Annotated in this window: 14 protein-coding genes; 13 read left to right on the forward strand and 1 reads right to left on the reverse strand. The window is 46.8% G+C overall.

Annotated features, from left to right (window positions below; all coding sequences use genetic code 11):
* The first annotated feature begins 19 nt into the window (after positions 1-19).
* From HFP08_RS07085 to ltrA, 7 genes are all read left to right on the forward strand, one after another.
* Positions 20-439, forward strand: coding sequence for a GntR family transcriptional regulator (locus HFP08_RS07085; RefSeq protein WP_168119849.1), 420 nt, complete (start codon positions 20-22; stop codon positions 437-439).
* Entirely contained in the window at positions 420-1,334 is a 915-nt protein-coding gene (locus HFP08_RS07090) for an ABC transporter ATP-binding protein (protein ID WP_168119850.1), read from the forward strand. The genes HFP08_RS07085 and HFP08_RS07090 overlap by 20 nt, the downstream gene beginning before the upstream one ends.
* The gene (locus HFP08_RS07095; protein ID WP_168119851.1) at positions 1,331-2,233 is read left to right on the forward strand and encodes an ABC transporter ATP-binding protein; all 903 of its coding nucleotides are present in this window, start codon (positions 1,331-1,333) and stop codon (positions 2,231-2,233) included. The genes HFP08_RS07090 and HFP08_RS07095 overlap by 4 nt, the downstream gene beginning before the upstream one ends.
* Entirely contained in the window at positions 2,226-3,527 is a 1,302-nt protein-coding gene (locus HFP08_RS07100; RefSeq protein WP_168119852.1) for an ABC transporter permease, read from the forward strand. The genes HFP08_RS07095 and HFP08_RS07100 overlap by 8 nt, the downstream gene beginning before the upstream one ends.
* A gap of 23 nt (positions 3,528-3,550) precedes the next feature.
* Complete coding sequence (locus HFP08_RS07105) at positions 3,551-3,730, forward strand: hypothetical protein (protein WP_168119853.1); 180 nt, start codon at positions 3,551-3,553, stop codon at positions 3,728-3,730.
* 5 nt (positions 3,731-3,735) lie between these two features.
* Positions 3,736-3,921 (forward strand): glycine zipper domain-containing protein, encoded by a 186-nt coding sequence (locus tag HFP08_RS29190; protein ID WP_168119854.1) that lies wholly within the window; start codon positions 3,736-3,738, stop codon positions 3,919-3,921.
* Positions 3,922-5,034: 1,113 nt separating this feature from the next.
* Positions 5,035-6,360, forward strand: coding sequence for a group II intron reverse transcriptase/maturase (gene ltrA / locus HFP08_RS07120; RefSeq protein ID WP_168119855.1), 1,326 nt, complete (start codon positions 5,035-5,037; stop codon positions 6,358-6,360).
* A 107-nt stretch (positions 6,361-6,467) separates the two neighbouring features.
* On the opposite strand, the gene HFP08_RS07125 is transcribed toward ltrA, so the two are convergent.
* Positions 6,468-7,295 carry a helix-turn-helix transcriptional regulator gene (locus HFP08_RS07125; protein WP_168119856.1) on the reverse strand — a complete coding sequence of 276 codons (828 nt, stop codon included), beginning with the start codon at positions 7,293-7,295 and terminating at the stop codon, positions 6,468-6,470.
* Positions 7,296-7,452: 157 nt separating this feature from the next.
* Between HFP08_RS07125 and HFP08_RS07130 the strand changes: the two genes are divergently transcribed.
* The 6 genes from HFP08_RS07130 to HFP08_RS07155 all read left to right on the forward strand — a co-directional run bounded on the left by HFP08_RS07130 (position 7,453) and on the right by HFP08_RS07155 (position 18,039).
* Complete coding sequence (locus HFP08_RS07130) at positions 7,453-10,263, forward strand: sugar-binding domain-containing protein (protein ID WP_168119857.1); 2,811 nt, start codon at positions 7,453-7,455, stop codon at positions 10,261-10,263.
* A gap of 256 nt (positions 10,264-10,519) precedes the next feature.
* Positions 10,520-12,067, forward strand: coding sequence for an extracellular solute-binding protein (locus HFP08_RS07135; protein ID WP_168119858.1), 1,548 nt, complete (start codon positions 10,520-10,522; stop codon positions 12,065-12,067).
* A 91-nt stretch (positions 12,068-12,158) separates the two neighbouring features.
* Positions 12,159-13,064 (forward strand): ABC transporter permease, encoded by a 906-nt coding sequence (locus HFP08_RS07140; RefSeq protein ID WP_168119859.1) that lies wholly within the window; start codon positions 12,159-12,161, stop codon positions 13,062-13,064.
* Positions 13,065-13,087: 23 nt separating this feature from the next.
* Positions 13,088-13,954: a carbohydrate ABC transporter permease gene (locus HFP08_RS07145; RefSeq protein ID WP_168119860.1), complete on the forward strand. Its 867-nt coding sequence runs from the start codon at positions 13,088-13,090 to the stop codon at positions 13,952-13,954.
* Between the two features lie 319 nt (positions 13,955-14,273).
* The gene (locus HFP08_RS07150; RefSeq protein WP_168119861.1) at positions 14,274-16,367 is read left to right on the forward strand and encodes a helix-turn-helix domain-containing protein; all 2,094 of its coding nucleotides are present in this window, start codon (positions 14,274-14,276) and stop codon (positions 16,365-16,367) included.
* A gap of 19 nt (positions 16,368-16,386) precedes the next feature.
* Complete coding sequence (locus HFP08_RS07155) at positions 16,387-18,039, forward strand: hypothetical protein (protein ID WP_168119862.1); 1,653 nt, start codon at positions 16,387-16,389, stop codon at positions 18,037-18,039.
* Positions 18,040-18,183 lie beyond the last annotated feature (144 nt).

Genomic DNA, 18,183 nt, shown 5'->3' on the forward strand with positions numbered 1-18,183 from the left:
AGAGGAAGCAGGTGGGGAGATGCGGCTGCCGATAACGACGAATGATCAAAGCGCCGAACCGCTCTATCATCAGATTGAAGTCCAATTGCGCGCTCTAATCGTGAGCGGACAGTTGAAGGAAGGCGCGATGCTTCCTTCTATCAGGGAGCTGGCTCAGTCGGTCAAATGCAGCGTGATTACCGTTAAACGCGTCTACAGCGATCTCGAGGCAGAGGGGCTGCTTCGAACGAAGCAGGGCACGGGCACTTATGTAGCAAGACTGGAGGAAGAGGTCCTGTCCACTCAGCGTTACGCTTCGGTTATTGCGGCATTCGAAGGGGCTATAGCGGCAGGCAAGAGAGTTCAATGTACAGATGAAGAATTGACGCTGTTGTTCCGAGAAACGCTTGAACGATTAAGCGAACAAGGGGGGCCTCATCATGAACCTGGAGAGCGGTGAAGCTGTGCTCAGCTTTGACGATATTCGGTATGAGAACAAAAACTTCAAGCTTGGCCCATTATCGCTGTTGGTTCCGGAAGGATGCATCATGGCGATTGTCGGGCCGAATGGCAGCGGCAAGAGCACGCTGTTCCGCATGGCGCTGAATCTGATCAAACCGGATCAAGGGGGGATTGCCTTATTCGGCAAAGAGCTTCTGATTCAAGATGAGGATCATCTGTTGAAGCAGCATATCGGATATTTGGCGGAGGAGAGCTCTTCGCAAGATAATGGCTTGAAGGCGGCCGAAAAGGCGAGGTTCCATGCTTTCTGGTACAAAAATTGGGATCAAGCGTATTATCTGAGATTACTGGATGAGCTTGCGATTGATTCCAAGCTGCCGCTGGGCAAGATGTCCAAAGGCATGCGAAGGAAATATGAATTCGCTCTCGCCATCGCCCATCATCCCAAGCTGCTGCTATTAGATGAACCGTCATCGGGACTTGATCCGCTGGCTTGGAAAACCATGATTAAGCTTCTTCATCAGCATATGGAGGAAGGTGAATCGCGTTCGATTCTCATGAGCTCTCATATTATTGAAGAAGTGAAACGACTGGCTGATTATATCGTATTTATGGCAGATGGACAGGTTTTGGGAATATTTGAGAAGGATGACTTGTTCAGCAGTTGGTTCTCCATGTTCGTGAAGCTGGAGGACGGACATTCGAGCAAGCTGCATGAGATGCCGGGTTATTGCACCATTGAGCATGCGAGCGGCAATACTTACCGCGTTACGACAGGGAATGCGCTTGAAGCAGAGCGATGGTGCGGGGAACGAGGATATGCGATTCTAAGCAAGCAGTCGCTTGAACTGGATGAAATCATGAGTGAATTAATGAAAGGGTTGAAGAGATGAAGCCATTGGTTGTGGAATCGGTTGTGAAGCAATATGGAGACAAGACGGCAGTGAACCAGATCAGCTTTGAGCTGGGAGAAGGCGAGATCTATGGTTTGCTTGGCGCGAACGGCGCCGGCAAGACAACAACGATGCGTATGGTTCTGGGACTTATCTATCCGGACGGAGGCAGCATTCTGTACGACGGCAGGCCGTATAGCAAGGATCAGCTCAGCAAGCTTGGCTACTTGCCGGAAGAGAGAGGACTGTATCCGAAGATCAAGGTTAGCGATCAGATTATCTATCTGTCGCAGCTGCGCGGGATGTCCAAGAAGGATGCGGACGCGAACCTGAAGCGTTGGCTGGAGAGATTCGATGTGCCGGAGTATTACGACAAGAAGATTGAAGAGCTGTCCAAGGGCAATCAGCAGAAGATGCAATTCATCGCGGCGGTCAATCACAAGCCGAAGATTGTCATTATGGATGAAGCGTTCAGCGGACTTGATCCGGTCAATGTGGAGCTGCTGAAAGCGACAGTGAAGGAGCTCCGGGACGCGGGAACGAGCATTCTGTTCTCTACGCATCGCATGGAGCATGTCGAGGAGCTGTGCCGGAACATCACGATACTTGATCGCTCGAACACGGTTTTGAAGGGCAGCCTGAAGGAAATCAAGAAGCAGTTTCCAAGAGAGACCGTGCTCCTGAACGTGGACAAGGACATAACGGGATTGGAAGCGCTGGAAGGCGTGACGAAGGTGAAGCGGAATGCGAACGGATATGAGCTCGCAGTGAAATCGGAAGCGGCGGGAGAATCCATCTTGCGGCATGCGATGAATCAGGCGACCCTTTCAAAATTCGAGATCAAAGAGCCAAGCTTGAATGAAATCTTTATTAAAATGGTAGGTGAGCGGCATGAATGATTTCTGGGCGGTTAGCGGATTTACAATTCGGAATAAATTCAAAGGCAAGGCATTCCTCATTACAACGATTATTTTTGCGGCTGTTATTTCAATCGGCATTAATATGCCGAATATCTTATCCCAGTTCGACTTTGGAGACAAGGTAACGAAGATCGGCTACATTCAATCCGCCAGTGATGAGCTCGCGCAGGGAAGCGCCACCGGCGGTAGTCTCAAAGCCTATTACGAGGCGCAAGAGGATGCTAATATTGCACTTGTGCCTTACGAGGATCAAGGCAGCAAAGCGGCGAACGAAGCAAGGATGCAGGACGCGATTGCGGATAAGGAGATTAAAGGCTATCTCGACTTCGGCGTAATGTCAGAGAGCGGCTTCCCGGAAATCACGTACAAGTCTAAGAAACTGATGGACACGTCACGAGCGAATTCGATTGAAGCCGCCCTGCAGGTCATCAGACAAACTACGGTGCTCAAGGACGCGGGCCTTACCGACCAGCAATTCCAATTGCTGAACGAACCAATCAAGATTTCCAGCGTACAGATTTCCACCGATGACGAGAACGGCAAGACCGCGGCGGAGCAAGGCGTGAACATGGGCATGATCTATGTGATTATCATCTTCCTGTTTATGGCGATTATGACCTCTGGCAATATGATCGCTTCGGAGATTACGGCAGAGAAGAGCTCTCGCGTCATGGAGATTATCATCACAAGCGTGTCGCCGCTGAAGCATATGTTCGGCAAAATATTCGGCATGTTCGTCGTTGTCATCTGTCAGGTGTCGGTATATGTGGCGGTCATTCTTATCAATATCTCGATTCCGCAGAACAAATCGGCTCTGATCGATCTCGACATCGATCTTTCCAAGATCGATCCTATGCTGTTGGTGTATGCGATTCTATTCTTCTTAACCGGCTTCTTCCTGTTCGCGACGCTCTATGCGGCAATCGGATCGATCGTCAGCCGGACGGAGGATCTGGGGCAAGCGGTCATGCCGATCACGATGGTGTCGCTTGCGGGCTTCTATATTTCCATCTTCAGCATCAGCGCGCCTGACAGCATACTTGTGAAAATTACATCGTTCATTCCGCTGTTCTCGCCATTCGTGATGCTGCTCAGAATCGGATTATCGGACGTTCCTTCATGGCAGTTCCTTATCTCGCTTGGCATTCTGCTGCTCTCAATCTACGGCGCGGTGTATGTATCCGCGAAGATCTACCGCACAGGAGTTCTTATGTACGGCAAGCGCCCTAGCTGGAAGGAAATTCGCAAGGCGATGAAGGCGTATAAGATCTAGTGAGATGACAGGAGGTAATCAATATGAAAATGAAAATCAAAGCCGCGTTCGTATCGGGAATCGCGTTAGTGACATCCTCGGTTATATTGACTCGCTTCGAGGCGCCGGTACATGATTTTGTTCAAGGTTTGTTTGTAGGCGCTGGCATAGCTCTCTCGTTGTACGCATTAGTTTGCATGAGGGTTCGTAGAAAGGTTGTTTAGAAGCAATGCGCAACAATTCGAAGACCTTATTTGAAAGATGCAGTTCAAATAATTCTTCAGGAATGGCGATAGGCATAGCAATCGGAGTTAGTATTGGAGTCGCGATGGACAATGTTGCGGTCGGCATCGCAATCGGTGTCGCAATCGGTGCAGGACTCGGCAGCAGCTTTCGCAATCGGAAGAAAAAATAGGAAGTCGAACCTTTGAGAGAAGCTCCCGCCATTGGCGGGAGCTTGTCTTATTAGTGCGCCACGCATGGCGCGTAGCTAGGCGGTGAAAGTCCGCTGTGGGGGCTGGCAGTTGCCAACCATTAGCCAAGAGCAAGGGTGTCCATCGCGAGGTGGAATCTGAAGGAAGCTGGCGGCAAAGTTCCGACCCGAGGAACACGAATCGCATCAGGCATCCGAAGTGGGATGAGTCTGCTAAACAAGACGAAATCCAATAAACTGCACAGACACGAGGATGTAAATGTGACGGGTACATGGGATGAAAGTTACGCGTCTTACCGTGGGAGGTCTCACGGACGCATAAAGCGAATTTGCGACATGCGGTTGAAACAAGATTTATCGTGAGAAGTCAGCAGATACCATAGTGCGTGCGAGGCAGCACGATCATCAGGTGGGTTAAAGTCCCGCTGAGTCTCGGACTAGGGGACTCATATCCAAACTCGGGGGTAATGCCTCGGGGGCCGGCGGAAAATTTTTTTTGTCGGAGGGCAGGGCGTCTGCCGCGAGGCAGAGTCTGAAGGGCTTGAGGAGAAGTACCAGGCCGTAGTGAAACGGGGCTACCCGAATTGCGAACCGGTCGGCCAAAGATGGGGCAAGGTCGAGTCTGCACTATGGAGACGAAGGCGTTCTAGTCCACCCATCGCACCAAGGTGTGTGCGGGCGGCATGGTACGGAAGATGACGATGTGACCCATGGAGATCTCGTCGTGTCTGAAACAAATGCACTTGCAGGACGAGTGGTTAAACAAAGTCGAAGCGGTCGCGCCGCGCCCGCCGCTTCAAAGAATGCGCGGCAGTTTCAGTAACGGATGCTATAAGGAAACCCCGAAATGCATACCGGACGCATGGCGAGAAGTCGGAGAGCTGCGTACTACTTTAGAACGGACGAACAACAGAAACGTCCGGATCAGCCGCCCCGGTGTGGTTGGCTTCCGCTCACTCAAAAGGTGAAACGGAAGGGGAAGGCAGCTCGCTTTATGGAGACCGGAACTGGAGTGAGTTTCGCGAGTAGGCGGCAAGGAACGGATAGTTCCCTACGTGAAAGACCCAGAACTTGCAGGCAGAGGATACGAAACGCATGAAAGCAGAAGGCACAGGACGAAAAGTTCATTCATTAATCGACAAGGTATATCACCGAACAAACTTGGAAATGGCATGGGAATCAGTGAGAGCAAACGGAGGCAGCGGAGGAATCGACAAGGTTTCCATTCCAGCATTCCAAGCCGTAGCAGAGGTCGAGCTGGAACGATTGCACGAAGAACTGAAACAAGGTACGTACAAACCCATGCCGGTGAGACGGACACGTATTCCCAAGAAGGGGAAGCCCCAAGAGAAACGTCCGCTCGGTATCCCGGCCATCCGGGACAGGGTATGTCAGCAGGCACTGAAAAACAGGCTGGAACCGATCTTCGATACGCAAGTGCTATCGCCCATCTTCGAACCGCAATTCGCGGAAACAAGTTATGGTTTCAGACCCAAACGAAGCGCTCATGCCGCATGGAGAAAATGTAGGGAGTATGCCAATCAAGGATACACCTATGTCGTCGACATGGATCTGGAGAAGTTTTTCGATACAGTCAACCAATCGAAGATGATTGAATGGCTGTCCAGAACCATTAAAGACGGCAGAGTGGTATCCCTTATACACAAGTATCTACAGGCGGGAGCAATGAACAAGGGGAAGTTCGAAGAGACAGAACTCGGACTCGTTCAAGGCGGGAATATTAGCCCTTTATGCAGTAATATCATGCTGAACGAACTTGACCGAGAACTGGAACGCAGAGGAATCAGGTTTGTTAGGTACGCTGACGACATGCTTCTTTTTGCCAAGACAAAGCGATCAGCGCAGCGGATGTTAGACCACATTCTGCCCTACATCGAAGGGAAACTGCGGCTAAAGGTAAATAGAGAGAAAACAGTGGTTGCCTACATCGGCAAGATCAAGTTCCTGGGATACGGATTTTACCCGTCGAAAGACGGAATCAAACTACACATCCACGCAAAGAGCGTCAGCAAAATGAAAGCAAGGATAAAAGAGCTCACGGCTAGAAGCAATGGGCTTGGATATGAACTGCTGAAATTACAGCTGAAACAATATATCACGGGATGGACTAATTATTTCAAACTCGCAGATAGGAAGAAATTGCTCAAAAGAACAGATCAATGGTTACGACGAAGGTTACGGATGTATATCTGGAAACGATGGAAACGAGTTCGAACCAGATACGCAATGCTACGTAAATTCGGAAACAACCACAACACAGCTCTCAAGTTCGCGTGTACAAGAAAAGGCTATTGGCGGATTGCCAAAAGCCCAATTTTAAGCACGACTGTAACCGATGCTCGCCTAAAACAAGCAGGATACGCATCTTTCTCGGAACATTTCAAAACTGTTAAGGTGTAAACTTAGGAACCGCCGTATACCGAACGGTACGTACGGTGGTGTGGAAGGTCGGCTACTCAACTAATGAGTAGCCTCCTATCCGATTAATGGAGCTGTGACATTCCATATTATTCGAACTTCGAGGGCGGAACATGGTAATATTTTTTGAAAGCTTTTGAGAAGCTAAAGGCATCTGGATAACCGAGGAGCGAGGCGATCTGTTGAATAGAATATTTCTTCATGTAGAGATACTCTCTGGCGCGGTTCATTCTGATTTGATACATATATTGTCCTGGCGTTATGCCAAGCGCCTTCTTGAAAAAAGTGATGAAATATTTTTCGGAGAAACTGACAAGACTGGCAAGCTCGGACATGGTTAACGATTTGTGAAGATGCTCATGAATGTAGGCGAATACGGGCTGTAGAAGATCCAGACTCTGTTCGGATTTTTTTGTTTTTGGACCCGACAGAAAGCCGCCCGCATATCTTTCTTGTCTGTTCAGGTCGATGATTTTGGCAATTATGGCCGATAAGCAGGCTTTCAAATAAAGCCGGTTCTCGGGCGTATGATGGTAGGCGTTGCTGAATAAAAGCGTCTCTTCCGCGAGCAACTCCGACGGGATAATGCCAGACAACATTAGATCGTTAAGAAGCCGGGGCTGCGTGCCGATCCCGAAATCAAAATGAACATAAATAAAATGGCAGCCTTTGCTGTTCGAAGTTGCCATATAGGGAATGTCCGGATAGAAGAGAATGGCATCTCCCGGCTTGGCCAAATGTTCTTTGCCATTAATCGTAATGCGTAAAGCGCCGGACTGTAAAAACCAAATATCGTAATCGCTGTGAACCTTATTCTCCACCCAATAGCCATAGTGAGTCGGGTCCAGCACGGTTTTCATGCGAAGCGTAATCGATTCCGACAGCGCGCCCAGGATATCAAGTTGTTCATTCGGCATGGAAGTCTCCTACTTTATGTATGGTTGGATTTATATGCAGTATATCATATCATCATTTATCACACTATTTGACATGAATCTAAAACTGTAACCTATTCCGATTTTGAGCCAATTTCCTAATAATGAGGCTATATCAAATTATCAGGAGGTTATCTATATGTCTCAATTTCCGAAAGTGATTTCTTTGGATGGTCAATGGCAATTCGCCTACACGCCTTATGAGCCCGGCTACGAAGGTATGACTCCGCCTTCACCGGATAAATACGACGTTATGATGCCTGTCCCAGGCTACTGGGACGACTACACCGATCGCTTGAAATTCGCAGAGTTTTGGTCAAGAGACAGTCGTTTCAATCCGGTATATCGGAGCATTACAATTCCTTCCGGGACTGGAAGTCCTCCCGATACTTCGCTCCCGTTCTTGCTGGGAGCAGGCTGGTATAAGAAACAATTCGTCGCTGGAGCGGACTGGCCGAATGGAACCGTGACGCTCCATGTCGGAGGCGTATCACTGGAAGCCTGGGTATGGCTGAACCAACAATGGATCGGGCATCATGTTGGTCATCAGACCCCGTTCGAGATGAGGCTCGGGGAGCATATAAAGCCCGGTGGGGTCAATGAGCTTCTGATTGTCGTTGCCAATACCAGAGAAGACATTATTGGCTGCAGTATCCGGGGATTCGCGGGGAAAAGCGCGGGAATTTATCGTTCTGTCAGTTTGAAGGTAGCAGGACAAGTCCGAATTAGCGATTGCTATATCCACGCGGGAAAGGGCAGGAAATCCTTATCGTGGGAGGTTGGATTGGAAGGAGATACGACGGTCGAAGAGTTGGATTTGGATTGGGAAGTGAGCGAACAATGGTCCGGCAAGGTTGTTGCTTCGGGAAGGCAAGCTGCAAAACCAGGCAATGAGAAATGGACGACCGATTCGTTTGATATGAAAGAATGGTCCGATCGCCAGCCCTTGTTATATCGGATCAAACTGATTCTTCGTCACGGACAAGATATTCTGGACAAGCATGAGCAGTCGTTCGGCTTGCGAACGATCGAAAGAAGCGGAATCCATCTTCGATTAAACGGCAAGCCTGTTATGTTAAGAGGACTGACCGATCATGCTTATTTCCCGGAAACATGCACACCACAGACGGATATCCATTTCTATCGAATGACTTTGAAGAAGCTCCTGCAATTAGGATTTAACTGGATTCGTTTTCATACATGGGCTCCGCCTGAAGAATGTCTTCAAGCAGCGGATGAATTGGGCATGATGCTTCAAGTGGAGGCGGCGAACGGGTTTACGGAGTCGGAGTGGCTGGATATTCTCCGCATTTGCCGTAAGCATCCGTCCGTTGTCGTCTATTGCTGCGGTAATGAGGTGGCGCTTGACGACAAGATGCTTGCCTACCTCGAACGAATGAAGAATCACTTGATAAGCCTTGTTCCCGATGCGTTATTCAACCCCATAGAAGGTTTGAGGTCCATCGAATATGAAATCGACGAAACGGCGGAAGGCTATGTGACCGAGCCTTTCCCGCATAACAGCAAGCGACTGGAACGATTGAAGACGATGGCTGACGTACTCTCGCCTCATGGAGCCAAGTTTAGATTCAGTTATCACTCGATGTCTGCCGATGAGTTGGAGATGAAACGGGACTTCCAAGTGTATGAACGGCCCTTCCTCATCCATGAGCTGGGCATTAACGATACCTATTTGAATCTGGACCTTGAACATCGGTATGAAGGAACCAGAATCGGGACATCCCTCTATTCGGAAGCTCGCGAATATATCGAAGAGATGGGGCTGTTGCATATGGCCTCGATCTATTACCAGCATTCATGCCGATGGATGCTGCAGGTTGTCAAGAATACAATAGAAAACGCGCGAAAGAACAGCTATATAACTGGCTATGATTTGCTCGGCGCGATTGATTGCCATTGGCATCGGACAGGTTATCCTGTCGGCTTGCTTAATGAATTTTACGAGTTGAAGCCAGGTCTTACTGCAGAGAAACTGCTTCAGTTCAACGGTGAAAGCGTGCTTCTCGCTAATTGCGGACATTATCGCAATATTGTCGGCGGAGAGTCGCTTAACCTAACCCTATCCGCTTCGTTATATGGTCAAGAAGCATTGCGGGGTGGACATTTGTCTTGGGTGCTTCGTGGCGAAGATCATACCATATACGCAAGGGGAAACAGGCAAATCGGATTCGTCGACAATGGTCAAGTGACTGAAGTGGCGAAGGTTACCGTTCTCGCACCGGAGCTGACTGTGCCGAGAAAGCTGATTTTTGAGGCAAGCTTAACAGGAGGAGACTATCAAGTGAACAATGCTTGGGAGTATTGGGCATTCCCGAGTTTAGATATGTGCGATCAAGAGATATCTTCAAATACACGCGTTTTGGACAAGCTGGACGAAGAAAGTATTGCGTTTATGGCTGGCGGCGGCAATGTTCTGTTAGTTGGAAGCGGCCCGTTCGTATCGTTGCCAACGACATTTCAGATTATGACAGGCGGGCGCGTGCAAGGAAATAACGCGACGGTTATACGTGAACATCCGATATTCGATCAGTTTCCGCATGAAGGCTTCTGCGATTGGCAGTTCTATCGAATGGTAGAGGGAGCGGAAACGATTGTCTTCGATGACATCTCCATTCCATTTGATCCTATCGTGGAATTCGTTAGCGGCTACAAAATGATCAGGAAACAATCCAGCCTGTTCGAATTAACAGTCGGCGAAGGAAGACTGCTGGTATGCACGCTGCAGATTGACGAAGATGATTGCGGAGCTCGATTCTTGTATCATCACATGCTGCAATATATCGATTCCGGGAAGCATGTACCGGCTAAATCTGCTGTCCCGGAAGCATTACGGACTTTGATTGCGGAGTCCCGCTCGCTTGAAGTTGATTTCTCAACGGATGAAGGCTTCGATGTTGGAGGCCATGTGTCAGCATCAAATCGCAATTAATTGGCTATTCAAGAAAGTATTATTCGATAAAAAAAGTGTGAAATTTAATGACAATATCTTATGAATAACAAGGGTTTGCCTTAGCGGCTCCTCATTCAAGAATTGAAGATTGTTATACCAGTGAAAACGGTTTACATTGAGAATGTTCCAAAAAACGATGACAAGGAGTGTTGCTAAGGCGAATGCTTGTTGGACTTGATTGGAGAAGATTGTTGAAACATGACAGCTGATTTTCAAAAAAAGGGAGGCTTTTTCATTGAAGAAAAATTGGAAAAAAACATTAATTACAGCATTTCTGATTACAGCGGTACTTGCGGGATGCAGCAGCAATAATAATAATAATAATAATTCGACAAATTCCGCAAACACCAACACGAACGGAAATACTTCCGCGCCGACAGAAACGGCAGAGAAGCCGTTCCACATTTCCATTATGACAATGGCGTATTCGCCAGAACCGCCGGCCGATGGCAGTCCTGTCATTAAAGCGTTGGAAGAATTCACGAATACGGATCTGGATGTTGAATTCGTACCGGCCAGCAACTTTGCTGAGAGATTCAATATTACACTGGCTTCAAACGAATTGCCGACCTTATTGTTGGCTGAGAAGAGCTCGAGTTTTATCGATGCAGCCAAAAAAGGCGCTTTCTGGGATTTAACGGATAAATTAAAGGATTATGAAAATTTAAGTCAATTGAATGAGATCGTGAAGAACAACATCTCGATTGACGGGAAAATATACGGTATTCCGAGACTATCGGCGGATCTTGGCAACAGTGCGGTCACCATTCGTCAGGATTGGCTGGATAACCTGGGCTTGTCCATTCCGAAGACCATCGATGAGTTCTATAACGTGATGGATGCATTCACGAACGATGATCCGGATCAAAACGGCAAGAAGGACACTTATGGGATGGTTGTTTCCGAATACCCGCTGCCATGGGATGTTATGCAAATTTGGTATGGCGTGCCAAACGAATGGGGAATTGACGACAGCGGCAAGCTGTATCCTTACTTCCAGGATGATCGTTACTTAGAGGCTTTGAACTTCTTTAAGAAAATGTACGATGAAGGATTGGTGAATGAGGACTTTGCCGTTATGGATTCTGGCAAATGGGGTGATGCGTTCGTTAATGGTCAAGCAGGCAGCATGATCGACACACCGGGACGCTCGACTAGAAGCGAGAAAACAATGGTTCAAGCGAATCCTGAGCTAGAGGGATCCGTCGGACTCTTCGGAGCTGTAGAGGGTCCGGAAGGGTTGTTTAATCGTCCGTCCATTGGTTACGACAGAATGTTCGCCATTCCGAAATCAACGGTAAAGACAGAAGAGGATTTGGACAAAGTGCTTGCATTCGTTGATAAGCTGGCAACGGAGGAAGGGCAGAAGCTCGCATTTAACGGAATTGAGGGCGTTCACTACGAAATAAAAGACGGCGAGTATGTACCATTTGAAGATGATCAAAAGCTTGTGTATGAGCATACCGACACCAATCAACTGCTGACCTTTATCGCAGGGAAGAATTTTTACCAGGTTTTGTCTGACAACAAAAAAAGAGAAAAAGAAGTCGTGGAAGCGAATAACAAAATTGTCGTTCCTAATCCGGCAGAGCCTCTGATCTCTGGTACCTACACAAGAATAGGACAGCAGCTTGACAATATTATGCTTGATGCCAGAATCCAGTACATTGTCGGACAAATCGATGAAAAGGGTCTGAAGGATGCTGAAGCCCTGTGGCTTAAGACCGGCGGAGATAAATATATCGAGGAGATTAACCAAGAATACCAAAAGTATAATAAATAATCTTATATTATTTTACAATATCCCTCGCTCTCGTTGAGTGGGGGATATCTGAATCAAGTCTTTGGTTTTGACTGAGAGGAGAAAGGCATCCATGTCTAATATGCTTCGTTTATTGGCAAGAGATCGTTGGTTATATCTGCTGCTGCTGCCGGGTCTCGTTTACTTTATACTATTTAAATATTGGCCGATGTGGGGGGTATTAATTGCGTTCAAAGATTTTTCTCCATTCTTGGGATTTTGGGACAGCGAGTGGATCGGATTTGAAAATTTTCGCATCTTTTTCGAAAACCCCGATTTCGGAAGATTGTTAAAAAATTCCTTGATCCTTGCTTTTCTGGATATTGTGTTCTTTTTCCCTGCACCAATCCTATTGGCGCTTTTGTTAAATGAGGTTCGCGTCAACTTCTATAAAAAAACGATTCAAACCTTGATTTATGTTCCGCATTTTATGTCTTGGGTAATCGTTGCAAGTATCACTTATGTTTTCTTCACGACCAACGGCGGAGCGGTCAATGCCATTGTGGAGCATTTCACAGGTGATAAAATCAACTTTCTGTCTAGTCCAGACTGGTTTCGGCCATTAATCGTGGGTCAGGTAATCTGGAAGGAAATTGGATGGAGTACGATTATTTTTTTGGCGGCATTAGCCGGTGTGAATCCTGAATTGTATGAAGCGGCTATTATGGATGGCGCCGGAAGATTCCGATCCATATGGCATGTTACCTTGCCTGCACTTAGAAATGTAGTCGTCATTCTGCTTATCCTTCGACTAGGCAATTTCCTTGATCAAGGCTTCCAGCAAATTTATCTTATGACTAATTCGCTCAATCGCTCCGTTGCGGATGTATTTGATACGTATGTCTATTATGTTGGGATAACGCAAGGCGCATTCAGTTATAGCACTGCGGTTGGTTTATTCAAGGGTATCGTGGGGTTAATTCTCATATTTGGGGCCAATTATTGGGCCAAGAGAATGGGGCAAGGCGGCTTGTACTAGAACCAACAGGAGGAATTGATGAAATGCATAATAAAGTGACTGGAAAAATTTTTGACTACTCCAATTATCTCATCCTGTTGATCGTCGGATTGACTACTGTAATCCCGTTTGTATATGTTATAGCGTCTTCATTCGCAACGGATGCTGAGATTGCAAGAAGACCCTTTTTTGTTATTCCGGAATCGGTATCGTTCGAAGCGTATCGCTACATCTTCTCAACGAATACATTCGTGAGGGGAATAGGGGTTTCGGTTTTAGTGACCTGTCTTGGCACATTAGTGAGCCTGGCTCTAACACTGACAATGGCCTATCCGCTATCGAAAACAAGATTTTTTGGGAAAAATGCCTTCCTCAGCATAGTTGTGTTTACGATGGTTTTTGGCGGAGGCATGATTCCGACGTTTCTTGTCGTGAAAGACCTGAATTTATTGAATTCGATCTGGGCGTTAATATTGCCAATTGCAATCAATCCATTCAATCTTATTGTCATCAAGAGCTTTTTTCAAAATTTGCCTACTGCCTTGGAAGAACAAGCCAAAATCGATGGCTGCTCGGATATAAGTGTATTCTTAAGAATCATTTTGCCTTTGTCCATGCCTGTCATTGCAACGTTTACTTTGTTTTACGCGGTAGCGTATTGGAACGATTATTTCAATGCTCTGCTGTATATTAGAGATAGCGCGAAATGGCCCATTCAATTATTATTGCAGCAGTTATTGATGGTTGCCAACGTAAGCTTTGGCGAAATGAGTTCGGATTTTATAAATCCGCCCGAAGAATCGCTTAAAATGGCTGTCGTAGTTGTAGCATCACTGCCGATTATGATTTTCTATCCATTCTTGCAAAAGCATTTCGCCAAAGGCGTGATGCTGGGCTCGGTGAAAGGCTAATATCTCAAACACAAATTTTGTTTACAGTAATCATTCTGATAAGATAATATGGAATTCCGATTATGATCATGTGTAGCAAAGTTGGTGTAGGGATATGAACGATTTTTTGAATTCCTTATTGCATTGGAGAAGCCGTTTTTTTAGAAGAAATTTCATTCTGATTTTATTGATTGCGTCTATCCCAGGAATGATAACGGGACTGGCCATCTATCTTTTTGGCGTGGAGAAATTGGAGCATCAGCTCAGAGATACTCATCAAACTCAAATCAGGGAGAGCGCTCAAAATATAGACGATCAGTTGAGTAACCTGGAGGAATCATTGACATACTGGGCATTCGATCCCAGATTTAACAGCTCGCTTGCGCAATTGGATTTCAAGAAAGAGTTTCAAGAAACGAGAGATATTAAAAAGACGCTGAGGACGATCAAGGAAAGTCATCCTTTTATAAGCAAGGCAGAGTTATATTTGGACCTGGATGTTCCCATATTATTAGGTTCTAATTATGAAGAAGTGAAAGATGAAAATTTAAATCAATACTATCGATCCGTTGTCGGACAAGCGAAATCCATAAGCTGGAATTATTCCGGAAGCCGCTCCGTTGAATATGAATCCGAATCTCCGGATAAATTGGCTATTACCCAGCGGATCCCTGGCGTTGGTGAGGCATTCGGAGCCATCATTGTCACGATCGACGAGTCCAAATTGATTAAACTGCTTGATGCTATGGCTGGATTCGATGGAGGCGGTGCGATTTTGGTCAGAGACAATGACGAGATCTTGTTATCCTCCAACAGTCTGGCATCGGAAGCTTTCATTACTTATGTCAAACAGTATGTTGCTCAAACCGGGAAGAGCGAGGGTTCCTTCTTATTGGATTGGGAGAAAGAAAAGTATTCCATCTCATTTGGCGTGATGGACCGGATTGGCGATGAGTGGAAATTTATTTCCATTGCGCCAATCACCGCAATTACGGCGCCGATCATCTTCATATCCAAAATGATCTTAGTGATAAGCATAACCATTCTACTGGTTGGTATTCTGATTTCTTGGTTCGTTTCTTCCAACATCTATAGCCCGGTTAAGAAACTTCTGCATACGATACCGGATAATGGGGCGGAAAGAGGAAAGGATCAGGACGAGTTTGAGTTTATCAAGGATAACTTATCGACGCTTAGCCGCAAAAGCGAAACTTTGCAGAAGCAATTATTCATTCACCAACCTGAGCTCAGGAGAAGCTTCTTATCGCAGCTTGGTAAAGGCTTTGTGGACAATTATACCGAGCAAGAGCTTCGCAATCGAATGGAAAGCTATGGCTGGCAGTTGACCGATAAACAATTCCAGCTTGTTGATTTGCAGATCACCGGAGTCTATGAATCGGATAAAATGAATGGGAACGATGAGAGTTTAATCACGTTTTCCGTTTTTAATATTGTTGAGGAATATATTTCGGATTTCTTCGAACAGTTTACAGTCATCAACTATCATGATATGTCGGTTGGGATTTTTATTATTACCCCGGAAGAAGCCCATACGAGAAGGAGCCTTCATTACTTTTTCGATGGCGTAGCGGCTATTATCAATCGAATTCTGGATCTGAAAGTAACGCTGACCATTAGTGAATCCGTTCGACAAGCAAAGCAAATTCCGCAGTTGTTCGAGGAGGTTAACCGGGGCAAGCGTCTCCGCATCTTCGAGAACAGGAACCAAGTCATTGATTTGTCGGATTGGCTGTACAAGGAGAGGGACGTTAACGTGTTCTACCCTTTCGAAACAGAGAAGGCGGTTGTTCAAGCGGTACGAAGAGGACAGATTGAAGAGGCAGAACAAGGGATCAGGCATTTCATTGATGAATTGAAGGAAAAAGACGTTCAGGAGATTCATATTCAGACTGGTGTTGTCCAGTTATTCAGCATGATTCAACATGAAATTTTTCAATCGGGCATTCATCCTAGTGAATTGTTTAAGAGCCGGAACATGGTGGAAGAGCTTTCGGAGATCAGGGAAGTCGAGTGGATCGTAACTTGGATAAGGGATGAAGTGGTCACCCCGTATGTGCGGATTCTGGAGAGCAGAATGGATATTGAATCGAAGCAATTGGTAGAGAAGGTTATGGATTACATTGATCTCCACTATATGAAGGATACTTCTCTTGAACAATGCGCAGAGCTTGTAAATGCCAATCCTTATATGCTCAGCAAAGCGTTTAAAAAGGTGCTGAACATTAATTACATTGAGTATTTGACGAATGTGCGCATCACGAAAGCCAAAGAACTATTATGGAATACCGATATGAAAATCAGTGAAATATCCGAAAAGGTCGGCTATAGGGAAAGTTACTTTAACCGCATATTCAAGAAGCAGGTCGGTGTCACCGCAAGTCATTATCGCAAAATGAAATCGTCAGATGAATAGCGCAGAAAGGGATACGCTTATGAGCGAAAAAGAATATCGAAGAACGAAGCTAGGCATCCAGGGACCAGTCTTGGCTTGGCAAGATCCATGGGCGGGAGATGCTTCTGATCGGCTAATGAGAACAGGCACCGGTCTCATCTATCCCTCTCAGGACGCGTCTCCGGATGCCAGTACTTTTATCGGGGCAATGAAAGAGCTGGGAACCGAGTTTTATGTGCATCACATGATGCCGGGACTGGACGGACAATCGGATATGATTCGAGACATGGCAGAACATGATATGGATGTTTGTCTGGGCAACGAATACGGCAATATTAACGGACCTTGGGTCAAGGGTACGAATCGATATGATGTGCCGGATGACGTCATTCTGGAAGCGGCAAGGTCGGGCAAGCTAATCGGGCTATTGTACGATGAGCCCGAGCATCTTCAAATCAATGCAGGCCAGTATCGCAAGGATGGCTGGTATCCGCATTGGGGAGAGACCGATGGTCTTACATTGGCGGAAGCAGGCGATAAGGTTGGCGCTTCCATATCCTTGAGAGTAAAGCATGTTCGCGAATTGCTGCAGAAGAATGGGTTCGAAGGAATGGCTGCTCCGTTAATTTCCGAGCATGTTTTCCCTGTCATGTTTCATGTGAAGGCGCGGTCTGGCATGATTCCATGCCCGAAGATTATGAAGGAATCCTTCCAATCCCTGCAGCTCGCCACTGCGCTTGGCGCCGCCAAGCAGTATGGCCGGTCTATGTGGATATGCGCGGATTTATGGGGGCCCGACATTGGACAATGGTTCACAAGGATTTCAGGCTTTCCGGGCCATTCTCCAGAGGAGTTCGAGTCTGCCCTCAGAATGGGATATCTTATGGCGCCAACGCATTTGTTTGCTGAAAATATAGACGCATTATTGCATTTTAACCATTCAAGGTTTGAGAAAACGGTATTCGGAGAAGTCTGGAGCCAGTTCGTCAACGAGTTCGTACCTCGGCATCCGTTGAACTGGAGCCACGCCGATGCAGAAGCGGATATTGTGCTTATTCATGCGGATGACTCCAACTTTGGGCAAAACGCCAATTTATTCGGTAATCGAGAACCGGGATCAGAGCAATCCTCCAGTGTGTTCCGGGCATGGCATTTGCTTAGTCATGGAACGATCCCCGCGCATGGCAGCTGTATGCATATTCCAGGTTATCGTTTCCCTAGAACGGACTTATACAGACTTGTGCCGCCCGAACAATTTCCGCTGGTGAATGGCAGCACTGAGCTTTCTCAGACTGCGGTTCATCCATTGTTCTATCCCATTCATAATGTTCTCGTATTTGACGAGCATGTTGAAGAGGAGATGCTCGGTACTCCAAGATTGATTGTTGCGGCGGGTACTCGCTTATCGTCGGTGACACTCACAGCGATTCGCAGCCAAGCTGAGCGCGGAGCTACCGTCATCGTAGCTGAGTGGTTAGTTCCGAAGCGGCTGAGGGAGAGCTGCAAGCTGGGGCAAGGACGCTGGATTGTTGTCGATGATTTCTTGGGAGAGGAGGCGCGAGAAGGCGCTTCTATCCATTTAGGCAGCGCAGATTGCTGGATGCAGCGGTTTGGGAATAATGAGGTACGCTTCTACAAAGACAATGAAGCCGGTACGAGAATGCGATTCGAGATTCATAGGAATAAATCCTGAACAAACAGAGGCTTTGAATTCGATTATCACGGATTCAAAGCCTCTCTTCATTGTCATTTGCATGCTTGTCAGGAAAGTATTATCGCACTAAAAAAGTGTTAAGCAGTCACCGCAAAACGCATTAGATCAAGGGAAACACTGCAA

It is taken from the genome of Paenibacillus sp. HB172176 (assembly GCF_011947265.1).
Lineage (GTDB): Bacteria > Bacillota > Bacilli > Paenibacillales > Paenibacillaceae > Pristimantibacillus.